Genomic DNA, 16,375 nt, shown 5'->3' with positions numbered 1-16,375 from the left:
GGCGCAGTCATGATCCGACTGGAGCATGTCCGTAAATGTTTCGGCGGCGCGCGCGTCGTCGACGACGTCACGCTGACGATAGAGCCCGCGCGCACGACGGCGCTGATCGGCCCCTCCGGCTCCGGCAAATCCACGCTTCTCTCGATGATCGTCGGGCTCGTGACGCCGGACGACGGCGAGATAGAGGTGGCGCGCCATCTGCTGACGCCGCGCTCGGCGGAGAAGCTCCGGCGCGTCATGGGCTATGTGATTCAGGAGGGCGGCCTCTTCCCGCATCTCACCGCGCGCGGCAACATAGAGCTGATGGCGCGCGAGATGGGCTGGCCGGCCGAGCGCCGCGCGGCGCGGCTCGAGGAGCTGCTGCAGCTCACGCGCTTTCCGGCCGAGGCGCTGGAGCGTTTTCCGGCCGAGCTTTCCGGCGGCCAGCGGCAGCGCGTGGCGCTGATGCGCGCGCTGATGCTCGATCCAGAAATCTTGCTGATGGACGAGCCTCTGGGCGCGCTCGATCCACTGATCCGCGCCGATCTGCAGGACGATCTCGCCGCCATATTCGCGCGGCTGCGCAAGACGGTCGTCATCGTCACGCATGACCTCGCCGAGGCCGGATTTTTCGCCGAGAGAATCGTGCTGATGAATCACGGCCGCATCGTCCAGCAAGGACGTTTCGCCGATTTCGTCGAGCGGCCGGCGGAGGAGTTCGTCACGCGCTTCGTGCGCGCCAGCGCGCGGCGGCTTTCCGATCTGCCGCTTCCGCCGGAGCGCGCGCGATGAGGCGCGCTCTCGCAATGCTGCTCGCGCTCCTTCTGCTCGGCGCCTGCGCGCGCGAGGGAGACGCCGTGCGCATCGGCTCCAAGAGCTTCACCGAATCCGTCATTCTCTCGGACATCGTCGCCGATCTCGCCGCGGCTTCGGGCGCGCGCGTCATTCGCCGTCCGGCGCTCGGCGGCACGCGCCTCGTGTGGGACGCGCTGCTCTCCGGCGAGATCGACGCCTATCCCGAATATACGGGGACGCTGCGGCAGGAGATTCTGGCCGAGCTGCGGCTCGCCAATGATCGCCAGCTCGCCGACGCCCTCGGCGAGCTGGGGCTGCGCATGAGCCTGCCGCTCGGCTTCGGCAATGGCTATGCGCTCGGCATGCGGCGCGACAGAGCGGAGGCGCTGGGCGTCGAGACTATCTCCGATCTCGCGCGGCATCCCTCGCTCGTCTTCGGCTTGAGCGAGGAATTGCTCGCGCGCGCCGATGGCTGGCCGGCGCTGCGCGCGGCCTATGGATTCGCGACGGAGGATGTGCGCGGGCTCGATCACGACATCGCCTATAAGGGCCTCATCGAGGGCGCGATCGACGTCGTCGATCTCTACGCCACCGATCCGCAGCTCGCCGACCGGCGCATTCTCGCGCTCGTCGACGACCGCAAGCTGTTTGCCGAGAATCGCGCCGTCCTGCTCTATCGCGCCGATCTCGAGCGGCGCGCGCCACAGGCGGTCATGTCCATGCTGCGGCTCGAGGGCCGCATAGACGCGCCGGCGATGATCGCGATGAATGTCGCGGTGCGGGCGGGCCTTCGCACAGAGCGCGAGGCGGCGGCGAATTTCGTCGCCGCGCAATTCGGCGTCGAGGCGCCCGCGCCTTCGCAGAGCCTCGCCGAGCGGCTGCGGCGACGCACGCGCGAGCATCTCTTTCTCGTCGGCGTCTCGCTCGCGGCGGCGATCCTCGTCGCTCTGCCGCTCGGCGTCGCGGCGGCGAAGCGTCCGCGTCTCGGCCATGCGATCCTCGGCCTCGTCAGCGTGCTGCAGACGATTCCTTCGCTCGCTCTGCTCGTCTTCATGATTCCGCTGCTCGGCATAGGCGCGTCGCCGGCCATCGCCGCGCTGTTCCTCTACAGCCTTTTGCCGATCGTGCGGAATGTCGCGACCGGCCTTGCGACCATTCCGCGCGCGATCGAAAATTCGGCCATCGCCATCGGCCTCACGCCCTGGCGGCGCCTGCTTCTCGTCGAATTGCCGATGGCGTCGCCGGCGATGCTCGCGGGGCTGAAGACGGCGGCGGTCATCAATGTCGGCACGGCGACGCTCGGCGCGCTGATCGGCGCCGGCGGCTATGGCCAGCCGATCTTCACCGGCGTGCGGCTGGATAATTTCGCGCTGATCCTCGAAGGCGCGATTCCGGCCGCGCTGATGGCGCTCGCCGCGCAAGGGCTGTTCGATCTCGCGGAGTCGCGGATCGTGCCGCGAGGCTTGCGGCTGAAGGCGAGCGGATGATCTCGTCGCGCAACGCCGGCCGCGTCATTCCTTCGGGAAGTCGAGCCGCATCTCGCGATAGCGCTCGGGGTCGTCGGCCCAGTTCTCGCGCACCTTGACGAACAGAAAGAGATGCACCTTCTGCTCGGACGCTTCCGCGATCTCGCGGCGCGCGGCCTGGCCGATCGCCTTTATGGTGCGGCCGCCTTCGCCGATGACGATCTTCTTCTGTCCGTCGCGCGTGACATAGATCGTCTGCTCTATGCGCGCCGAGCCGTCCTTCTGATTTTGCCAGGAATCGGTCTCGACCGTCGATTGATAGGGCAATTCGTCGTGCAGACGCTCGAAGATCTTCTCGCGCGTGATCTCGGCGGCGAGCAGCCGCAGCGGCGCGTCGGAGAGCTGGTCTTCGGGATAGAGCCAGGGCGAGGGCTTCATCAGCGCGGCGAGCTTGGCCTTGAGATCGGCGACGCCGTCGCCGTTCAGCGCCGAGATCATATAGGTCTCGATGAAATTCGCCTTCTCCGTCAGCGCCGCCGTGAGCGCCAGCAGCGAGTCTCGCGGCACCAGATCGATCTTGTTGAGCGCCAGAATTTTCGGCGCGGAGAGCGTGGCGAGCTTGGCGACGATCTCCTCCACCTCCGCGACGAGGCCGCGGCGCGCGTCGACCAGCAGCACAATGGCGTCGGCGTCGCCGGCGCCGGAGATGGCGCTCGCCACCATGGCGCGGTCCAGCCGACGCTTGGGCGCGAAAATGCCGGGCGTGTCGACGAGGATGATCTGCGCCTCGCCCTCCAGCGCTATGCCGCGCACGAGGGCGCGCGTCGTCTGCGCCTTGCGCGAGACGATCGACACTTTCGCGCCGACGAGCTGATTGAGCAGCGTCGATTTGCCGGCGTTGGGCGCGCCGACCAAGGCGACGAAGCCACAGCTTGTTTCGGTCACGAGAATGCGCCTTTCGATGTCATCGGATTTTCGGAATATCTCCCTCTCCCCGTTCACGGGGAGAGGCAAAGCGGCGAAGAGCGAGCGAACTGGAGGCGCAAGTGGGTCACACGTCCTCCCTCTCTATCCCCTCGCGGTCGAGAAAGGCCTGCGCGGCGGATTGCTCGGCGGCGCGCTTGGAGGCGCCGGCGCCGCGCGCGGCCTCGAAACCTTCCACCTCCACCGCCACCTCGAAGAAGGGCGCGTGGTCCGGCCCGCTGCGCGCGGCGAGGCGGTAGCGCGGCGTGGCGAGGCGGCGGGCCTGCGCCCATTCCTGCAGCGCGGTCTTGGCGTCGCGCAGGCGGCGTCCCGGCGCGCGCATGCGCTCGGCGAAGGCGGCGCGCACCACGGCCTCGGCCGCCTGCGGGCCGCCGTCCAGATAGACCGCGCCGATGATCGCCTCGCACATATCGCCCAATATGGCGCGCTTTTTCCGTCCGCCCGTCTGCGCCTCGCCGTCGCCGAGCCGCATGAAGGGGCCGACGCCCCAGCGCTCGGAGACCTCGGCGCAGGATTCCTTGCGCACGAGATCGGCGAGCCGTCGCGACAATTCGCCCTCGCTCTCCTGCGGGAAGTTCTCATAGAGCATATGTGCGACGACGACGCCGAGCACGCGGTCGCCGAGAAACTCCAGCCGCTCATAGGACTCCGGCCGCGCCGCCGAGGCGCTGACATGGGTCAGCGCGTGCTCCAGCAAGCCGCGATTGGCGAAGCCATGACCGACGCTCGCCTCGAGCGTGGCGAGGTCCTCCCGACCGAGAGCTCCCATTTCCGTCTGCTTTGCGTCGAGCCGCGTCAATGCGCCGGCTTGAACAGCCGATCCCATCTGACCGTCCAGGGCCAGCGCCAGAAGGCCAGAGCATATTCGTCCTTTTGCACCGAGAAGAAGATGATTTCGGCGCGGCCCACGAGATTTTCGAAGGGCACATAGCCGACGCCGCCTTCTTCCGGCGCGAAGCGCGAATCGGTGGAATTGTCGCGATTGTCGCCCATCATAAAATAATTGTTCGGCGGCACCACGAAGAGCTCTGTGTTGTCCTTATAGCCGTGGTCGCCCTCGATCTCGATGATCGTATGGGCGACGCCGCCGGGCAGCGTCTCGGTGTAGGTCGGCACCTCGACCTCTCGGCCGTCGCGGCCCTCGTGCTTTTCCTTGGGCTTGGGCTCGCGCGGCACGATCTCGCCATTGATGTAGAGGCGGCCCTCGATCATCTGAATGCGGTCGCCCGGCAGGCCGATCACGCGCTTGATGTAATCGGTCTCATTGTCGCGCGGCAGCTTGAACACCACCACATCGCCGCGCTTGGGCTGCGAGCCGAGCACGCGGCCGGAGAAGAGATCGAGCCGCCAGTCGAGATAAGGCACGGAGGGCAGCGAGTAGTTCGAATAGCCATAGGCGTATTTCGAGACGAAGACATAATCGCCGATCAGCAGCGTCGGGATCATCGAGCCCGAGGGAATGTTGAAAGGCTGAAACAGCAGCGTGCGAATGACGAGCGCGATGACCAGCGCCTGGACGATCACCTTGATCGTCTCGAGCAAACCACCTTCGTCGCGCCGTTCGGCGACCGAGACGTTCCTGCTCAAACCACGTCACTCCCTTTTGGCCGAAGCCGCTCTTGGTCGCCCATTTCGATGCGCGAGCGAGCCTGAAGGCTCGCGGTCCATGGGCTCTCGGACCGCGAGCCTTCAGGCTCGCTCGCCTCGCTCGTCTATCACGTCAGCGCCTCTATGAGAACCTGGGCCTGCGCGAGCGGATATTCGTCGGTCAACGTGAGGTGAATGACGATCCGCGCGCCCTGCGGCGCGATCTCGGCCAGACGCTCGGCGGCGCCGCCGGTCAGCTCGACCGTCGGCTTGCCGGAGGGCAGATTGACCACCCCCATGGTTTTCCAGGTGATTCCGTCGCTTATGCCGGTGCCGAGCGCCTTGGCGCAGGCCTCCTTGGCGGCGAAGCGCTTGGCGTAGGAGGCCGCGCGGGCGGCGCGTCCTTCCGATTTCTCGCGTTCGATATCGGTGAAGCAGCGGCGGATGAAACGCTCGCCATAGCGCTCGAGCGCCTGCTCTATGCGGCGAATGTCGCAGAGATCGCTGCCGAAGCCGATGATCATGCGGCGCCTGCGCCTTCGTCGATCGCCCGGCGCATGGCGCGGATCGATTCGGCGAGGCCGACGAAGACCGCTTCGCCGATGAGGAAATGCCCGATGTTCAGCTCGACGATCTGCGGCAGCGCCGCAATGCGCCGCGCCGTCGCATAGTCCAGCCCATGGCCGGCGTGGCACTCGAGCCTGCGCTCCGCCGTATGGGCCGCGGCCGCGACGATGCGGGCGAACTCGCGCTCGGCGGCCTCATGATCTCCCACCTCGACGGCGTGGCACCAGGCGCCGGTGTGCAGCTCGACGACCGGCGCCTTGATCGAAGCCGCGGCGTCGATCGCCTCCGCGCTCGGCTCGATGAATAGGGAGACGCGAATGCCAGCGCGGCTCAGCTCGTCGACGAAGGGGACGAGGTGATCATGCCCGCCGATGACGTCCAGCCCACCCTCCGTGGTGCGTTCGGTGCGGCGTTCCGGCACCAGGCAGACGGCGTGAGGCTTGGTCGTGAGCGCAATGTCGAGCATCTGCTCGGTCGCGGCCATTTCGAAATTGAGCGGCTTGGATATTTCCGCCTTCAGCCGCGCCATGTCGGCGTCGCGAATATGGCGACGATCCTCGCGCAAATGCGCGGTGATGCCGTCCGCGCCGGCCTCTATCGCCAGCAGAGCGGCGCGCACCGGGTCCGGCGAGAGGCCGCCGCGGGCGTTGCGAATTGTGGCGACGTGATCGACATTCACGCCGAGGCGTATGCGGCGAGCAGCCATGTTTCCTCACCCCGAGCTTTTATCTTGCTCACCCGATGACGCGCTCGACCTTGCTGACCAGAGCGCTCGCCCGCAGCCGGGCGATGATGTCGTTCAAATGCTTCAGATCGGCGACCTCGAGATCGAATCGCATCTCACGAAAGTCGGGAGAATGGATGGCGAAGGCGACATTGTCGATATTGGCCCCCGTCTCGCCGATCAGCGTCGCCAGCCCGCCCAGCGTTCCCGGCTCGTTGATGGCCGTCACCACGAGGCGGGCCGGGAAGAGTTCGCGGCTCTCCGGGTCTATGTCCCAGCGCACGTCCAGCCAGCGGTCGGGCTGATCGTCGAAGGCGGTCAGCGCCGGCGATTGGATCGGATATATGGTGATGCCTTCGCCCGGCGTCAGTATGCCGACGATGCGGTCGCCCGGCACGGCGCCGCCCTCCGGCGCGAAGCGCACCGGCACATCGCCGCGCAGGCCGCGGATCGGAATGGCGCTGGCCTGATCGGGCGAGCCGGGGGCCTTGAACACGACATTGGCGTTGGACTTCATGCCGAACCAGCCGGGCTCGCCCGGCTCGAGCCGCATCTGCGGGGCGGGCTTACGCTCCTCGCTGAAATCGGGATAGACCGCTTTCACCACATCGCCGGAATAGATCTCGCCGCGGCCGACGGCGGCGAATGCGTCCTCGAGCGAGGCGCGGGCGAGGCGCGGCAGCGCGGCCTTCAGCTTCTCGTCCGAGACCGGACGCCCGGCCCGCTCGAAAGCGCGGGTGACGATCTGCCGGCCGAGCCCGGCATATTGCATCCGCACCGCCTCGCGCGTCGCGCGGCGAATGGCGGAACGCGCCTTGCCGGTGACGACGAGCGACTCCCACGCCGCCGGCGGCACATGACTTTCCGCGCGGACGATCTCCACCTCGTCGCCATTCTGCAATTGCGACAGAACCGGCGCGATGCGTCCGTTGATCTTGGCGCCGACCGCCGAATCGCCGACGCGCGTATGCACCGCATAGGCGAAGTCGATCGGCGTCGCGCCGCGCGGCAGCGCGATCAGCCCGCCCTTGGGCGTGAAGCAGAACACCTGGTCCTGGAACAATTCGAGCCGCGTATGCTCGAGGAATTCTTCCGGGCTGTCGCCATGGGCGAGCAGCTCCAGCGTGTCCTGCAGCCATTTGAAGGCGCGGCTCTCCTTGGCCAGCTCCTCTTTGCCCTCGTCGCTGGAGGAATCCTTGTAGAGCGCATGAGCGGCAATGCCGAAACGCGCGATCTCATGCATGGCCGCGGTGCGGATCTGCAGCTCGACGCGCTGATGGCCGGGGCCGATCACAGTGGTGTGAATGGAGCGATAATCATTCTGCTTGGGCGTCGAGATATAATCCTTGAATCGCCCCGGCACGCTCGGCCATTTGGTGTGCACGATGCCGAGCGCGCGATAGCAATCCTCCACATCGTCGACGATGATGCGAAAGCCGAAAATATCGGAGAGCTGCTCGAAGGCGATCGACTTGCGCTCCATCTTGCGCCAGACGGAATAGGGCGTCTTCTGCCGCCCGGTGACGGCGGCGTGAATGCCGCGCGTCGCGAACTCCTGCGTCAGCTCTTTCTCGATCTTCTTGATGATGCGGCCATTTTTCGCGCGCAGATCGTGCAGGCGGGATTCGATCGCCTGATAGGCCTCCGGCGTCAGATGGCGGAAGGCGAGCCCCTCCAGCTCCTCGCGCAGCCGCTGCATGCCCATGCGGCCGGCGAGCGGGGCGTAAATGTCCAGCGTCTCCTGCGCGATGCGGGCGCGCTTTTCCGGGGGCACGAAATGCAGCGTGCGCATATTGTGCAGCCGGTCCGCGAGCTTCACCAGCAGCACGCGCACATCCTCGGCGACCGCGAGCAGGAGCTTGCGGAAATTCTCGCCTTGCGCGGCTTTTTTGGAGACGAGGTCGAGCTTCTCGATCTTGGTCAGCCCATCGACCAGCTTGCCGATCTGCGGGCCGAACAGACGGTTGATCTCGTCGAGCGTCGAGCTCGTGTCCTCCACCGTGTCGTGCAGCACGGCGGCGACGATGGTGGCGTCGTCGAGCTTGAGGTCGGTGAGGATCGCCGCCACTTCGAGCGGATGCGAGAAATAAGGGTCACCGGAGGCGCGCGTCTGCTGGCCATGCGCCTTCATGGCGTAGACATAGGCGCGATTGAGCAGGTCCTCGTCGACCTGCGGATTATATTTTCGAACTCGCTCGACGAGCTCGTATTGGCGCATCATAGGCGTCGACCGGCGATCTGGTTGCGCGGACCGTCGGGGGCGTCGCGGAGCTCACGGGGAAGATCGGACGGAAGGCGGCGCGAGCGCCCGAAGCCGGCCGACGGCCGCATTCGGGCGTGATTGTAGAACAGCTCGCCGCCAGCCCCTAGCGTTTTCAGCGCGCGAGGAGGCGGCCTCTTCCCTTTGGAGACGTGCGATTACTCGCCTTCGTCCTCGACCTCGGCCGGAGGCACCAGACCCTCGAGGCCGCGGAGAAGATCCTCCTCCGTCATGCGGTCGAATTGCGCGTCGCCGCCGTCGGAATCGGGCGAGGCGGCCAGCGACGGCACGGTCTCGGTCTCCGGCTCGTCGACCTCGACATGGCGCTGCAGCGAATGGATGAAGTCTTCCTTCAGATCGTCCGGCGAAAGCGCGGTCTCGGCGATCTCGCGAAGCGCGACGACGGGATTCTTGTCCTTGTCGCGCTCGACCAGAATGGACTGGCCGGAGGAGATCAGCCGCGCGCGATGGGCCGCGAGCAGGACCAGATCGAAGCGGTTCTCGATTTTGTCGATGCAGTCTTCGACGGTGACGCGCGCCATGACTTCTCGGACTCCTCTAGCGTTCGATCGGTCGGGCTGCTACACTAATTTTTCGCCGCTGGCAATGCGCGACGGCGCCGGGCCACGGCCGCAGGGAGCGATGGCGCCGCTTGTCGAGCCATCTATTGCTGTAGTATTTCTGGACAGAATTTTCGCCTACCCCCTTGACGACCGCCGATACATGGTCGATTTACGGATTTAACGAAGGGCGTGACTTTAATGTGACGTAGAGCTGTTCGGAGACGGCTCGCCTGTCAGCGACGACAGAGCCGAGATTATCGTCACTGTCGATTCGCGTCACGGTAGAAGATGCGTGCTGCCAGTAGGGTCGACAGCGCGTGCGGCAAGCGAGCGGCGGCCCCTCCATACTGGACCCGACAAGCGAGACCAACAAAGATGGCAGACCCGGAACGAATTGCCTTATTCATTGACGGCGCCAACCTCTACGCGACGGCCAAATCGCTCGGATTCGATATCGATTACAAGCGGCTGCTGCGTGAGTTCCAGGGCAAGGGCCGCCTCATCCGCGCTTTCTATTACACAGCGCTGATCGAGGATCAGGAATATTCGTCCATTCGTCCGCTGATCGATTGGCTCGACTATAACGGCTACGCCGTCGTCACCAAGCCGACCAAGGAGTTCGTCGACTCCCTCGGCCGCCGCAAGGTCAAGGGCAATATGGACATCGAGCTCGCCGTCGACGCCATGGAGATGGCCGAGCACATCGACCATATGGTCCTGTTCTCTGGCGACGGCGACTTCCGCTCGCTGGTCGAGGCCGTGCAGCGCAAGGGCGTTCGCGTCTCTGTGATCTCGACGATCACCACCCAGCCGCCGATGATCGCCGACGAGCTTCGCCGTCAGGCCGACGAATTCGTGGATCTCATCCATCTCGTCGGCAAGATCGGCCGCGATCCGGGCGAGCGCGCCGAGCGCATGCAGCGCTTCCAGGAGCGCCGGCCGCAGCCGGTGACGCCGGGCGGCGCCGCCGACGACGATCACGAGGCCTGATCCTTCGAAATCAGCATCCTGCGCGGACGAGCCGGGCCATGATTGCCCGCTCTGTCCGCGCTTGGTCATGTACCGGCACGAGCTTCGGGAGCGCCAACCCGGCTGGCATAATGCGCCCGTCGCCGATTTCGGCCCGCGTAACGCGCGCCTGCTGATCGTCGGCCTCGCCCCGGGGCGCATGGGCGCCAATCGCACCGGCCGCCCTTTCACCGGCGACGACGCCGGACGTCTCCTCTACGCCACTCTCGCGGAAACCGGCTTTTCCCGCGGCGTCTATGACGCCCGCGCCGATGATGGCGTCGCGCTCGTCGATTGCCGAATCACCAATGTCCTGCGCTGCGTTCCGCCCGGCAACAAGCCGCTGCCGGCCGAGCTTTCGGCCTGCCGCCCCTTTCTCGAGGCGGACTTGCGTCGCCTGCGGAGGGTGAGGCTGATTGTCGCGCTCGGCCGCATCGCCCATGAAGGCGTGCTACGCGCCTTCTCGCTGAAGCCCGGCGGCTTCCCCTTCGCCCATGGCCGCGAGCATGAGATCGTCGCGAATACTCGCAATAAGCGAATTATTCTTATCGACAGCTATCATTGCTCGCGTCTCAACACGAATACGGGCGCGCTGACGCCGCAGATGTTCAGCGCGATCTTCGCTCGGGCTCGGGAAATTTTGGAAAAATAGCGCTGAATATTTCCCTCAGCCGCGGTCGCGCAGCAGCCGGCTCTTCTCGCGGCCCCAGTCGCGCTTCTTCTCGACCTCGCGCTTATCGTGCAGCTTCTTGCCGCGCCCCAGCGCGATCTGCAGCTTGGCGCGGCCGCGCTCGTTGAAATAGAGCTTCATCGGCACGATGGTCATGCCCTCGCGCTCGACGCCCTGCGCCAGCTTGGCGATCTCGCGCTGCTTCAGCAGCAGCTTGCGCAGCCTTTTGGGCTCGTGATTGAAGCGATTGCCGGAGAGATATTCGGGAATGGTGGCGTTGACGAGCCATGCCTCGCCCTTGCGGTCGACATGGGCGTAGCTCTCGGCGATGGTCGCCTTGCCGGTGCGCAGCGACTTCACCTCCGTGCCGGTCAGCGACAGGCCGGCCTCGAAGGTCTCGCCGATCTCATAATCGTAGCGCGCGCGCCGATTGTCGGCGACGACCTTGAAATTGGGCTTTTCTTTCTCGGCCACTGGCGCGCGTCCTGCTGCTGTCCGCTCAGGCGTCCAGCGCGCCGGCGAGAACCATCGCGTCGCGAATGGCCTTTTTCGTCGGCTCGGCGGAGGCGACCAGCGGCAGCCGGACCTCCTCGCGCACGCGGCCGAGCAGAGAGAGGCCATATTTGGCCCCGGTCACGCCGGCCTCGAGGAAGATCGCCTGCTGCAGGGCGGTCAAGCGGTCCTGAAGCGCCAGAGCGGTCTTGAAATCCCCCGCGAGAGCGGCGTTCTGCAGATCGGCGCAGAGCCGCGGCGCGACATTGGAGACCACCGAGATGACGCCGATCGCGCCGACGGCGACGCTGGCCAGAGCCAGAATGTCGTCGCCGGAGAATTGCACGAAGTCCGGCCCGCAGGCGGCGCGCTGCTGAAGGATGCGGCCGACATTGCCGGTCGCGTCCTTCACGCCGGCGATGGACTCGAGCTGCGCGAGGCGCGCCAGAGTGGCGACGCTCAAATCGACGACCGAGCGCGGCGGGATGTTGTAGACGATGATCGGAATGGAGACCGCCTCCGCCACAGCGGCGAAATGCTGGTAGAGCCCTTCCTGATTCGGCTTGTTGTAATAAGGCGTGACCACGAGAACGCCATCCGCCCCCGCCTGCTGGGCATGGAGCGCGAGCTCCACCGCCTCGCGCGTGTTGTTGGAGCCGGCGCCGGCGATCACCGGAACGCGGCCGGCCGCCTGCTGGATCACGGTCTCGACGACGGCGCGATGCTCCTCATGGCTCAAGGTCGGGCTCTCGCCCGTCGTGCCCACGGGAACGAGGCCATGCGTCCCGCTGTCGATCTGCCAATCGACGAGCGCGCGCAGAGCAGCGTGATCGACCTCGCCATCGGCGAAAGGCGTGACCAGAGCGGTGTAGGATCCTCGGAACACTGGCTTGTCGTTCATCTGCCGTCGCTTTCGCTGCGCCACGCGGGCGCCGTAATCGCCGCGCTTACTGACTCGGATTGGTACGGAGAATTTTCGGCCCGTCCTCGCGGAGGCCGTTCCGCCCTGGGAAGACGAGACTGTCATAGCCTCTGGGCGTTAGAGTGAAAAGGGTCCGCGGCGTCCCTCCGCGCGGAATCGGCGAACAGCTCGAGCAGCCGGTCGACGCGGAGCGAAAAATTCGAAAATGCCGCTGCTTAGCGATTTGGTTGACAGTTCCGCAACGAAATGGCCGCAGGCTGCATTACGTTAAGAGTTCGGAGCGTTGGGCCGATGACGAATCGCCACAGTGGGGCCGCGCGCCTCGTTCTCATCGTCGCCGCCTTGGGCGTGGCGGCGGCCTTCTACCCGTCCACGCAGCGCCGCACGCTCGATCGCGACGGCGACGATCCGCCGCCCGCCGGCGCCGCCACCTCGCCTCGAGAGCCCTCCTCGCCTCCAGCGCCCTGGGCGGCCGGCGATTCGGCGCGCGAGGCGCTGCATGATTTCCTCGGTCCCGCCGCTCCGCCCGATGCGCGCGCCGCCGGCATGCTGCGCCGGCCGCCGGCGGGAGAGGCCGCGTCCAAGCTGCTGTCCTACGCGCCGCCGGACGGCGGGCTCGATCTCGAGGCGCGCGTCCCGCAGCCGCCCGAGGCCGCCGTTCTGCTCGGGCCGGATTACGACGCTTTCGGCCGCGCGCTCACCGCCTACAAAGCCAATGATTTCGCCGGCGGCGATCAGGCGCTCGTCGGCGTCGAGGCGCCGCTCGCCCGCGCCGCCGCGCAATGGGCCGGCTTGCGGCTGCATCCGCGCGAGGCCGGCTTCGCGCGCTTGTCGAAATTTCTCGCCGAGCATCCAGAATGGCCCGCCTCGGCCTGGCTGCGCCAGCGCGTCGAGGAGGCGCTCTATGGCGACAAGCACCCGGATCGGCTGATCGTCGACTATTTCGCCGAGCGTCCGCCCAAGACGCCGGCCGGAAGGCTGGCGCTCGCCCGCGTCATGGCCCGCCGCGGCGAGCCGCTGGAGGTCGCGGCGCTCATCAAGCCCATGTGGCGCGAGGATGATTTCAACGAGCAGCTCGAGACGACCGCGAAAAAAGAGTTCGGCGATTATCTCGACGTCGCCGATCACAAATATCGCGCCGATCGGCTGCTCTACGCCGAGAAGACCGGGCCTGCTCTGCGCATCGCCGCCCATGCCGGCAAGGACGCGCTCGATCTCGCCCGCGCCCGCGCGCTGGCGATCAATGAGAGCGCTTCGGAAAAGACTTTCTCCGCTCTGCCGGCCGAGGCGCAGAAGGACCCCGGAATCCTCTTCGCGCGCATTCATATGCTGCGCCATCAAAAGAAGCTCGTCGAGGCGGCGGCGCTGCTGCGCACGGCGCCGCGCGATCCGCGCCTCATCGTCGATGGCGACGCCTGGTGGGTGGAGCGGCGGCTCATCTCCCGCAAGCTGATGGATATCGGGCAATTCGGCGAGGCCTATGAGCTCTGCGCGCAGCATTCGGCGCGCTCGCTCTCCTATCGCGTCGAGGCGGAGTTTCACGCCGGCTGGATCGCGCTGCGATTCCTGAGCGATCCCGCCAAGGCGCAGCGGCATTTCGAGGAGATCGCCCGCATCGCCGAGACGCCGATTCAAAAATCGCGCGGCGCCTATTGGCTCGCCCGCGCCCGTGAGGCCGCCGGAGCGGCTGAGGCGGCGCGCGCCTCCTATGAGACCGCGGCGCTGCAATCGACGACCTTCTACGGCCAGCTCGCGCGCGCGCGGCTCGGCGCCTTCGACTCGCCTTTGCGTCCGACGCCCGAGCCCGCCCATGGCGACGCCCGCGACGAATCTGTGCGCGCTGTGGAGCTGCTCTTCGCCGCCGGCGAGAAGGAGATGGCGGCGCAGCTCGCCGCCGACGCCGCCAAGACGCTGGTCGGCGAGGCGCAGCTCTCGGCGCTGACCGAGGTGGCCCAGCGTCGGCGCGAGGCCAAAATCTCCCTGACGCTCGGCAAGCTCGCCTCCTATCGCGGCATTGCGATCGACGACGCGGCTTTTCCCTCTTTCGGCATACCCGCTTTCGCGGCGCTGCCGGGCTCGGCCTCGCGGGCGATCGTCTACGCCATCGCCCGGCAGGAGAGCGCCTTCGATCCCAAAGCCGTCTCCAGCGCCGGCGCCATGGGGCTGATGCAGATGATCGCCTCCACTGCGCGCCACACCGCGCAGCAGACGGGCGTCGGCTTCGATCTGAAGCGCATGATCGACGAGCCCGCCTTCAACGCGCGGCTCGGCGCGGCGCATCTCGGCATGCTGCTCGACGAGCACAAGGGCTCCTATATCCTCGCCTTCGCCGCCTATAACGCCGGCGGCAAGAGGGTGAAGGAATGGATCGACGCCTATGGCGATCCGCGCAAAAGCGAGGTCGATCCCATCGATTGGGTGGAACGCATTCCGATCAGCGAGACGCGCAATTACGTTCAGCGCGTGATCGAGAATCTGACCGTCTATCGCGCCCGCTTCGGCGACCGCGAGACGCGCGCGCCGCAGGGCGATCTGTGGCGACAGCAGGCGGCGAATTGATCGCCGCGCCTTCGCGATCTACCGGCCGCGAAGGCGCGAGGAGAGCGACGCTACGAGACGACGTCGCAGAATTCGGCTTCCCATCTCTGGTAGAGCTTGTGGTCCGTCAAAACTTTGGGAAGCGAGCTTTTATATTTGCCCACGGTGTAGGGAACGCCGACGAGCTTCGCGGTCTCGAACACCTCGTGGCAGGAGTGCATGCCTCCGCCGACGAGATAGCCGATGATGGCGAGCAGATAGGTCTTGAGGTCTTCGTAATTGTCGACGTCGCCGAAGAACGTCGCCGCCAGCAATAGGGTGGATGTCGAGCCGGAGAGGCCTGCGCTGCAGAACAGATTCTGCGCGTTCATATTTGCGTAGAAGGGCGAGAACTGATCGAAAGTTCCTTCGAATTTTTCGATGCCCCGCTTTCTTGGCTCGTTCTCGACCGGCAGAGTCCGACCGTCGAACCAGTCCCGTTTGATGCGCTCCCAGCATGCGCCGATCTCACTATCAGCCGTCATATGCTGCGCGCTCAATAGGCCGGGATGAGTGTTTTCTTTGATATCCTTGTTCTCCTTGCTCGTTCTTCCGCGATAGCGTTTGGCCGATGCGTTCTCGCCGAATATTTCGTCCGGGCGAAGCAGCTTTTTGAGCCCCTGAAAGCGTCGCCAGCTCAATGACGTCTCGGTCCAGTGTTCCTGGGTCGCGGTGAATTCTTTTTTCCTGCTCGCGTCCGCATTGTCCGGGCATCTCGTATAGGGAAGCCAGGATTTCACGTTGTTGTTAGCGGAATTCGTGCTGTCGCTCGGACCGAGCATTTGAAATATCCGAAGAAAATTGTCGTGAACATTCAGAATTTTCGGAATCGAGTTGCCATGGAGCGCGGAAAGCATCTGCTGCACGGCCATCGCCAGCTCGGGAGGAAACCCCGCGCCGAGGCGTCCGAAGCTCGTCTCGCCATGCGTATATTGCCCGGTCCCGCGAACGGCGGACCACGAGTCTGGCGGGACGGCGTTATTCGCCACTTGCAGGGCGCTGACGCCCTGCGGCGCAGTATGATGATGGCCGATCTTCAGCGGTTTCGGTTGCAGATATTGAATTTGATTCTGGGCGTTCATCACCGGCTTGTGCGGCGCGACGAGCGCGCGCGTCGGCTGCTGAAAGGTCGTCCCAGGGGCGCCGGCGGTCAATTGCTCGCGACGTTTCAACCAATAGATCGTCATTTGCTTGGAGACGCGATAGAGCGCTGGCTGCACGAGCTGCGGATTGTGCAGCACGATCGCGGCCAGCGCCGTTTCCGCGAGCCTTCGGCGCTCTCGATTCAACGCAGGCGTATATGGGACGGCGTTCACATGCTGCGGATTGTGGCCGGCCACTGCGGCGCCGTCCCAATAGATGACTTTTCCGCGGCACGACGCCGCGGCGCCGTTATAGACGCCCCATGGCCTGTAGGGCTGGGCGGGGAGACCGCGCGCCTTGATCAGAATCCAGGGCTTCTGCCCGGCGTATTTGTCGATCGTCTCGACATATTCGCTTTCGAGATAATGGGGCGAGCCGTCATGGGGAAGAATGTTCAGGCCCGTGAAATCCTGGTGCAACGGATTGGGACGAATCAACAGCTGAAAGTCTAGCCAATTATATTCATAGGTCGGCGTGACCCGGTCTCGGACGCCCGGCATGGTCGTTCTCCGCGTTTTTCAAAACCTTCGAGAGCGACGCTAGAGCAGGCGCAGTTCGGCGGCTGTGGCGAAAGCCACATGCCTCTCCCTGGCGGATTCGCGGCTGCGCTTCCTTGGCGCAGGCCGACCGAGCGCCTA

15 protein-coding genes are annotated in these 16,375 nt (G+C 65.8%); 5 read left to right on the top strand and 10 right to left on the bottom strand.

All coding sequences use genetic code 11. The features are described 5' to 3' along the window. The first annotated feature begins 9 nt into the window (after positions 1-9). Together ACT53T_RS21435 and ACT53T_RS21430 are read left to right on the top strand one after the other, a co-directional pair. Positions 10-771 carry an ATP-binding cassette domain-containing protein gene (locus tag ACT53T_RS21435; RefSeq protein ID WP_400770042.1) on the top strand — a complete coding sequence of 254 codons (762 nt, stop codon included), beginning with the start codon at positions 10-12 and terminating at the stop codon, positions 769-771. Further along, complete coding sequence (locus tag ACT53T_RS21430) at positions 768-2,261, top strand: glycine betaine ABC transporter substrate-binding protein (RefSeq protein ID WP_476162750.1); 1,494 nt, start codon at positions 768-770, stop codon at positions 2,259-2,261. The genes ACT53T_RS21435 and ACT53T_RS21430 overlap by 4 nt, the downstream gene beginning before the upstream one ends. Positions 2,262-2,285: 24 nt before the next feature. Here ACT53T_RS21430 and era read toward each other — a convergent pair whose 3' ends face one another. The 7 genes from era to rpoZ all read right to left on the bottom strand — a co-directional run bounded on the left by era (position 2,286) and on the right by rpoZ (position 8,904). Continuing rightward, on the bottom strand, positions 2,286-3,185 hold the full coding sequence (era, locus tag ACT53T_RS21425; protein ID WP_476162749.1) for a GTPase Era: 900 nt from the start codon (positions 3,183-3,185) through the stop codon (positions 2,286-2,288). A 106-nt stretch (positions 3,186-3,291) separates the two neighbouring features. After that, positions 3,292-3,993: a ribonuclease III gene (gene rnc / locus ACT53T_RS21420; protein ID WP_400770039.1), complete on the bottom strand. Its 702-nt coding sequence runs from the start codon at positions 3,991-3,993 to the stop codon at positions 3,292-3,294. A gap of 26 nt (positions 3,994-4,019) precedes the next feature. Next, positions 4,020-4,811 (bottom strand): signal peptidase I, encoded by a 792-nt coding sequence (gene lepB / locus ACT53T_RS21415; protein WP_026191535.1) that lies wholly within the window; start codon positions 4,809-4,811, stop codon positions 4,020-4,022. Positions 4,812-4,939: 128 nt separating this feature from the next. Then, positions 4,940-5,335 carry a holo-ACP synthase gene (gene acpS, locus ACT53T_RS21410; RefSeq protein ID WP_018267090.1) on the bottom strand — a complete coding sequence of 132 codons (396 nt, stop codon included), beginning with the start codon at positions 5,333-5,335 and terminating at the stop codon, positions 4,940-4,942. Further along, positions 5,332-6,084 carry a pyridoxine 5'-phosphate synthase gene (locus ACT53T_RS21405; protein ID WP_476162748.1) on the bottom strand — a complete coding sequence of 251 codons (753 nt, stop codon included), beginning with the start codon at positions 6,082-6,084 and terminating at the stop codon, positions 5,332-5,334. The genes acpS and ACT53T_RS21405 overlap by 4 nt, the downstream gene beginning before the upstream one ends. A 28-nt stretch (positions 6,085-6,112) precedes the next feature. Further along, complete coding sequence (locus tag ACT53T_RS21400) at positions 6,113-8,323, bottom strand: RelA/SpoT family protein (RefSeq protein WP_476162747.1); 2,211 nt, start codon at positions 8,321-8,323, stop codon at positions 6,113-6,115. A 197-nt stretch (positions 8,324-8,520) separates the two neighbouring features. Then, entirely contained in the window at positions 8,521-8,904 is a 384-nt protein-coding gene (gene rpoZ, locus ACT53T_RS21395) for a DNA-directed RNA polymerase subunit omega (protein ID WP_018267087.1), read from the bottom strand. A 396-nt stretch (positions 8,905-9,300) separates the two neighbouring features. Between rpoZ and ACT53T_RS21390 the strand changes: the two genes are divergently transcribed. Both ACT53T_RS21390 and ACT53T_RS21385 read left to right on the top strand, forming a co-directional pair. After that, positions 9,301-9,915, top strand: a complete 615-nt coding sequence (locus tag ACT53T_RS21390) for a LabA-like NYN domain-containing protein (RefSeq protein ID WP_018267086.1) — start codon at positions 9,301-9,303, stop codon at positions 9,913-9,915. A 67-nt stretch (positions 9,916-9,982) separates the two neighbouring features. Next, positions 9,983-10,585, top strand: a complete 603-nt coding sequence (locus ACT53T_RS21385) for a uracil-DNA glycosylase (protein ID WP_400770035.1) — start codon at positions 9,983-9,985, stop codon at positions 10,583-10,585. A 15-nt stretch (positions 10,586-10,600) separates the two neighbouring features. Here the strand turns inward: ACT53T_RS21385 and smpB are convergent, their stop codons facing one another. Beyond that, positions 10,601-11,077, bottom strand: coding sequence for an SsrA-binding protein SmpB (gene smpB / locus ACT53T_RS21380; protein WP_018267084.1), 477 nt, complete (start codon positions 11,075-11,077; stop codon positions 10,601-10,603). 25 nt (positions 11,078-11,102) lie between these two features. Then, positions 11,103-11,996, bottom strand: coding sequence for a 4-hydroxy-tetrahydrodipicolinate synthase (dapA, locus tag ACT53T_RS21375; RefSeq protein WP_476162746.1), 894 nt, complete (start codon positions 11,994-11,996; stop codon positions 11,103-11,105). A gap of 312 nt (positions 11,997-12,308) precedes the next feature. On the opposite strand from dapA, the gene ACT53T_RS21370 reads away from it, so the two are divergent. Then, positions 12,309-14,576: a lytic transglycosylase domain-containing protein gene (locus ACT53T_RS21370; protein WP_476162745.1), complete on the top strand. Its 2,268-nt coding sequence runs from the start codon at positions 12,309-12,311 to the stop codon at positions 14,574-14,576. Positions 14,577-14,626: 50 nt separating this feature from the next. Here the strand turns inward: ACT53T_RS21370 and ACT53T_RS21365 are convergent, their stop codons facing one another. Next, entirely contained in the window at positions 14,627-16,237 is a 1,611-nt protein-coding gene (locus tag ACT53T_RS21365) for a hypothetical protein (RefSeq protein WP_476162744.1), read from the bottom strand. Between the last annotated feature and the right edge of the window lie 138 nt (positions 16,238-16,375).

The organism is Methylosinus sp. DMC45 (assembly GCF_056313885.1).
The sequence above is the reverse complement of the archived record's forward strand: the minus strand, read 5'-3'. Positions and strand labels throughout refer to the sequence as shown.

Bases quoted from the DNA above. Each gene is read 5' to 3' on its own strand.
- ACT53T_RS21385 (WP_400770035.1), top strand. From the start codon at position 9,983: ATGTACCGGCACGAGCTTCGGGAGCGCCAACCCGGCTGGCATAATGCG.
- rpoZ (WP_018267087.1), bottom strand. From the start codon at position 8,904: ATGGCGCGCGTCACCGTCGAAGACTGCATCGACAAAATCGAGAACCGC.
- acpS (WP_018267090.1), bottom strand. From the start codon at position 5,335: ATGATCATCGGCTTCGGCAGCGATCTCTGCGACATTCGCCGCATAGAG.
- ACT53T_RS21390 (WP_018267086.1), top strand. From the start codon at position 9,301: ATGGCAGACCCGGAACGAATTGCCTTATTCATTGACGGCGCCAACCTC.
- ACT53T_RS21405 (WP_476162748.1), bottom strand. From the start codon at position 6,084: ATGGCTGCTCGCCGCATACGCCTCGGCGTGAATGTCGATCACGTCGCC.
- rnc (WP_400770039.1), bottom strand. From the start codon at position 3,993: ATGGGAGCTCTCGGTCGGGAGGACCTCGCCACGCTCGAGGCGAGCGTC.
- ACT53T_RS21370 (WP_476162745.1), top strand. From the start codon at position 12,309: ATGACGAATCGCCACAGTGGGGCCGCGCGCCTCGTTCTCATCGTCGCC.
- ACT53T_RS21365 (WP_476162744.1), bottom strand. From the start codon at position 16,237: ATGCCGGGCGTCCGAGACCGGGTCACGCCGACCTATGAATATAATTGG.
- ACT53T_RS21435 (WP_400770042.1), top strand. From the start codon at position 10: ATGATCCGACTGGAGCATGTCCGTAAATGTTTCGGCGGCGCGCGCGTC.
- ACT53T_RS21430 (WP_476162750.1), top strand. From the start codon at position 768: ATGAGGCGCGCTCTCGCAATGCTGCTCGCGCTCCTTCTGCTCGGCGCC.
- dapA (WP_476162746.1), bottom strand. From the start codon at position 11,996: ATGAACGACAAGCCAGTGTTCCGAGGATCCTACACCGCTCTGGTCACG.
- ACT53T_RS21400 (WP_476162747.1), bottom strand. From the start codon at position 8,323: ATGATGCGCCAATACGAGCTCGTCGAGCGAGTTCGAAAATATAATCCG.